The following is a 4,155-nucleotide window of genomic DNA, read 5'->3' on the forward strand; positions in this document are numbered from 1 at the left end:
AGGCCGCCCGCTGATCCTCCGGCGAGCCTGCGCACGCGACAGGCGATCAGCCTTGCGGCCCAGCCGTGGCGGGAAACCGGATGGTAAGCCCGGTGGCTCTAAGGTTAGGGTGTCGAGGATCGCCAAGCCATGCCGCCGAGGGCCCAAAGCGACCAGTTTCCTGTGGAGCCTTCCTCCGAAGCGGGGATGGACGAGGCCAAGCGCTCGTTCCTGCGCATGGTCAGCCACGAGCTGCGCACGCCGCTCAACTCCGTCATCGGCTTCTCAGAGATCATCAACCGCGAACTGCACGGGCCGATCAGCGACCCGCGCTACAAGGCGCATGCCGGCATCATCCGCGACAGTGGTCTAAAGCTGCTGAAGCTGGTGAACCAGGTGCTGGAGATCGCGCGCCTGGACGCAGGCACGGCCGAGCTGGACCTCCAGCCCGAGTCCGCCACCGCCGCCGTCAGGTCGGCCGTGCGGAGCCTGGAAGAGGAGGCGGCGGCGCGCGGCGTACAGGTGCGCCAGGTGGCGCCCGACGTCGTGCCGCTGGTGATGGCCGATGCACGCGGGCTCGCCAGCATCCTGATCAACCTGCTGCAGAACGCGATCACCTTCTCGCCGGAGGGCGGAGAGGTGACGGTGCGCATCCGCCTGGCCCGCAACGCGGTGCTGTTCGAGGTGCGCGACCAGGGCGACGGCGTGGCGCCTCAGGAGCTGCACCGCCTGGTGCGGCCGTTCGAGCAGGGTGAGAACGCCCTGGTGCGACGCAGCCAGGGTGCGGGCCTCGGCCTGTCCATCGTCAGCCTGCTCTGCCGCGAGATGGGGGGATCGCTGGCGCTGCGCTCCTCGCCCGGCCGGGGCCTGACCGCCCGGGTCCGGCTGCCCAGCGTGGGCGCGTCCGAATGCAGCGAGGGCGCAGCGCTTGAGACGCGGCGCACCGCCGCCTAAGTGCGCGCCTGCTGTTCAGGCCTGCGCATCCATGACCTCCTCCCCGATCGACACCGAACTGGATGAACTCGCCGACGAGTTCGAGCTGCTGGGCGACTGGGAGGAGCGCTACCGCCACATCATCGACCTCGGCCGCGGACTGGCGCCGATGAGCGACGCGGAGCGGAGCGAGGAGAACCGGGTGCGCGGTTGCGCCAGCCAGGTCTGGCTGGTCACCGACGCCGAAGGCGAGCGGCTGCGGTTCCGGGGCGACTCCGACGCCCACATCGTGCGCGGCCTGGTGGCGGTGGTGCTTCGCCTGCTGTCGGACCGGAGCCCCGCCGACATCACCGCTTTCGACGCCAAGGCGGGGTTCGCCCGGCTGGGGCTGGAGGGGGCGCTATCAACCCAGCGCTCCAACGGCCTGGCCTCGATGATCGAGCGCATCCGCCGTGACGCGGCGGCGGCCTGAGCAGGCCGATTCAGGCGGCGCGGATGCCCGTGGGGCGGTCCTCGGACGGCGCGCCCACCAGCACGTCATAGCCCAGGATCATGTCCACGTTGCAGCCGTCGCCCGCCAGGGGCAGCCGCAGCCAGAGCAGCGACAGGTGGGAGGCGCCGCGCCACGACAGGGAGTGGAAGCCCACCGCCGGGCGCCGGTCCTGGACCACTCCGTCCAGCTGGCCGCGCCAGTAGTCCACCGAGGCGTCGTCATAGACGTCCTCCAGCCGCAGGCCGGTGATCTCGCGCCCATAGACGCCATAGAGGCCCGTGCCGGCCAGGCGCAGCCGGTAGTCCCGCACGGGCTCGTGGCGCACGTCGATGAGGCTGACGGTGGGCAGGTGGCGCTTGAAGTCGGCGGGATGGATGCTGCGGCGGCCCGGAAGCCGCCCCCCCTCACGCCGGGACGCCCAGTAGGCGAACAGCTCCTCGTGCGCCCGAACCGCCGAAGCGGAGCCGTTGTGATGCGCCTGCATCTTCAGAGTCCCACCCAACAGCCTGATTTGGCAGGGTTACCATCTCTTAACCTGCAGCCTCATGGCAAGCGCCGTTTTCATGCCATAATTTGACTGCGGCTTCTTCGCAACACAGAATCAAGGGCTGCAGGAAAAGGCCGCCTGAGCTTGCAATCGGGGCGCCAGACGCCCTTACGCGGCTTCGTCCTCCTCTTCCACGCCAGGCAGCGACAGCAGGTCGGCCGAGCCCTCGACCAGCTCCACCGTCTCCACCTGGCGCAGGCTGCGCTCCAGCGCCCGCGTGCGCTTGCCGCCATCGGCGACGGTGTTCTGGGCGGCGGCGAGCTGCTTGCCCAGGCGGTCCCAGACCTCGCCGTACTTGCGGAACTCCGCCTTGGCCTTGCCCAGCACCTGCCAGACCTCGCTGGAGCGCTTCTCGATGGCGACCGACCGGAAGCCCATCTGCAGGCTGTTCAGGATGGCCGAGAGCGTGGTCGGCCCGGTGATCATCACCCGCTGGTTCTGCTGCAGCTCCATCATCAGGCCTGGCCGGCGGATCACCTCGGCGAACAGGCCCTCGGTCGGCAGGTACATGATGGCGAAGTCGGTGGAGTGAGGCGGATGCACGTACTTGGCGCAGATGGTCTTGGCCTGCAGCCGCACCGCCCGCTCGAGCGCCAGGGCCGCGCGCTCCATGTCCTCCGCGATCCCGGCCTCCTGGGCGGTGAGCAGGCGGTCGTAGTCCTCGTGCGGGAACTTGGCGTCGATGGGCAGCCACAGGGGCTCGCCCTCCCCCTTGCCCGGTAGCTTGACGGCATATTCCACTCGCTCGGCGGAGCCAGGCTGGACCGCGACGTTGGAGGCGAACTGGTCCGGCGTCAGCATGTCCTCCAGCAGCATGCCGAGCTGGACCTCGCCCCAGCCGCCGCGGGACTTCACGTTGGTCAGCACCCGCTTCAGATCGCCCACCCCCGTAGCCAGGGTCTGCATCTCGCCCAGGCCCTTGTGCACCAGCTCCAGCCGGTCGCTGACGATCTGGAAACTCTCGCCGAGCCGCTTCTCCAGCGTGCCCTGCAGCTTCTCGTCCACCGTCGCCCGCATCTGCTCCAGCTTGGCCTCGTTCTCGCGGCGCAGCTGTTCCAGGCTTGCCGACAGGGTCTCGCGCAGCTTCTCCTGGCGCTCTGTGTCGGCGCGGGTCATGGCCTCGACCTTGGCGGCGACCCCGTCCAGCGCCGCCTTCTGAGCCGCTTCGGCGCGTAGCCCTTGCGCTTCCAGCCGCTCGCGCAGCTCCTTCATCGAGGCGTTAGTCTCGCCGAGCCGGGTCGTCTGAGTGTGTCCAAAGGCGTCGGTGGAGTCCTTCAGCACCTGGCCAAGCCGCCCGTGCCCCTCTCCGACCTCCCGTGAGAAAGCGGAGAAGCGGGTCTCGTGCGCGGTCGTCAGCCGGCCGAAATGGCCGTGCAGTTCGCCGCTGAGCGCACGCACCTCCTCGCGCAGGGCGCCCGGCGTGCGGCCCACCTCCGCCTCCAGCCGCTCCAGCCGGGACATCAGCTCGGAAGGAACGCCTGGAGCCGCCTTGATAAGGCTGGCGAACGACAGCCCGGCAGCGAGGAGCGCAGCCAGAAGGGTGAGGGCGAGCAAGGCCAGAATCATCGGTGCAGTCTAGCTCGGTTCCCCCTTCGTTTCACCTTCGGCGAAGCGTCGCGGTGACCTACAGCCCCACCAGCCGCAGGAACTCCTGCCGCGTCCTCGGGTCATCGCGCACCACGCCGCGGAGCGAACTGGTCACCAGCGCCGCGCCCGGCGTGTTCACTCCCCGGAGCGTCATGCAGGCGTGGGTAGCCTCCAGCACCACGCCCACGCCTTTGGGCTTCAGCACCTCGTCGATCGCCTCGGCGATCTCGGCGGTCATCTTCTCCTGTATCTGCAGGCGTCGGCCGTAGCCGTTCACCACCCGCGCCAGCTTGGAGATGCCCACCACCCGGTCGGTGGGCAGGTAGGCCACATGCGCCTTGCCGATCACCGGCAGCATGTGGTGCTCGCAGAAGCTGACGAAGCGGATGTCCTTCAGCATGACCAGCTGGTCGTAGCCGCCGACCTCCTCGAAGGTCCGCTCCAGGTAGGCGCGAGGGTCGGTCTCATAGCCGGCGAACAGCTCTCGGTAGGAGCGCACCACCCGGCCAGGCGTGTCGAGCAGGCCCTCCCGGTCGGGATCGTCGCCCGCCCAGCGCAGCAGGGTGCGCACGGCCGCTTCGGCCTCCTCCGCCGACGGGCGGCCGGCGGCGTCGTG

Annotated in this window: 5 protein-coding genes; 2 read left to right on the plus strand and 3 right to left on the minus strand. The window is 69.6% G+C overall.

The window, feature by feature from the left end; all coding sequences use genetic code 11:
* Window positions 1–129 precede the first annotated feature (129 nt).
* The gene (locus tag HUV06_RS14905; protein ID WP_174302034.1) at window positions 130–933 is read left to right on the plus strand and encodes a sensor histidine kinase KdpD; all 804 of its coding nucleotides are present in this window, start codon (window positions 130–132) and stop codon (window positions 931–933) included.
* Window positions 934–964: 31 nt separating this feature from the next.
* The gene (locus HUV06_RS14910) at window positions 965–1,384 is read left to right on the plus strand and encodes a SufE family protein (RefSeq protein WP_174302035.1); all 420 of its coding nucleotides are present in this window, start codon (window positions 965–967) and stop codon (window positions 1,382–1,384) included.
* Window positions 1,385–1,394: 10 nt separating this feature from the next.
* Here the strand turns inward: HUV06_RS14910 and HUV06_RS14915 are convergent, their stop codons facing one another.
* The 3 genes from HUV06_RS14915 to folE form a co-directional block, all read right to left on the minus strand.
* Window positions 1,395–1,889 carry a PAS domain-containing protein gene (locus HUV06_RS14915; protein WP_305793645.1) on the minus strand — a complete coding sequence of 165 codons (495 nt, stop codon included), beginning with the start codon at window positions 1,887–1,889 and terminating at the stop codon, window positions 1,395–1,397.
* A 171-nt stretch (window positions 1,890–2,060) separates the two neighbouring features.
* A complete protein-coding gene (locus tag HUV06_RS14920) occupies window positions 2,061–3,518 on the minus strand; it encodes a DNA recombination protein RmuC (protein WP_174302036.1) in 1,458 nt (485 codons plus the stop codon).
* 58 nt (window positions 3,519–3,576) lie between these two features.
* Window positions 3,577–4,155, minus strand: a 579-nt coding sequence (folE, locus tag HUV06_RS14925) for a GTP cyclohydrolase I FolE (RefSeq protein ID WP_217433908.1), incomplete at its 5' end; no start/stop codon positions are given.

It is taken from the genome of Caulobacter sp. S45 (assembly GCF_903642205.1).
Classification (GTDB): domain Bacteria; phylum Pseudomonadota; class Alphaproteobacteria; order Caulobacterales; family Caulobacteraceae; genus CAHJWH01.

Bases quoted from the DNA above. Each gene is read 5' to 3' on its own strand.
- HUV06_RS14905 (WP_174302034.1), top strand. From the start codon at position 130: ATGCCGCCGAGGGCCCAAAGCGACCAGTTTCCTGTGGAGCCTTCCTCC.
- HUV06_RS14910 (WP_174302035.1), top strand. From the start codon at position 965: ATGACCTCCTCCCCGATCGACACCGAACTGGATGAACTCGCCGACGAG.
- HUV06_RS14915 (WP_305793645.1), bottom strand. From the start codon at position 1,889: ATGCAGGCGCATCACAACGGCTCCGCTTCGGCGGTTCGGGCGCACGAG.
- HUV06_RS14920 (WP_174302036.1), bottom strand. From the start codon at position 3,518: ATGATTCTGGCCTTGCTCGCCCTCACCCTTCTGGCTGCGCTCCTCGCT.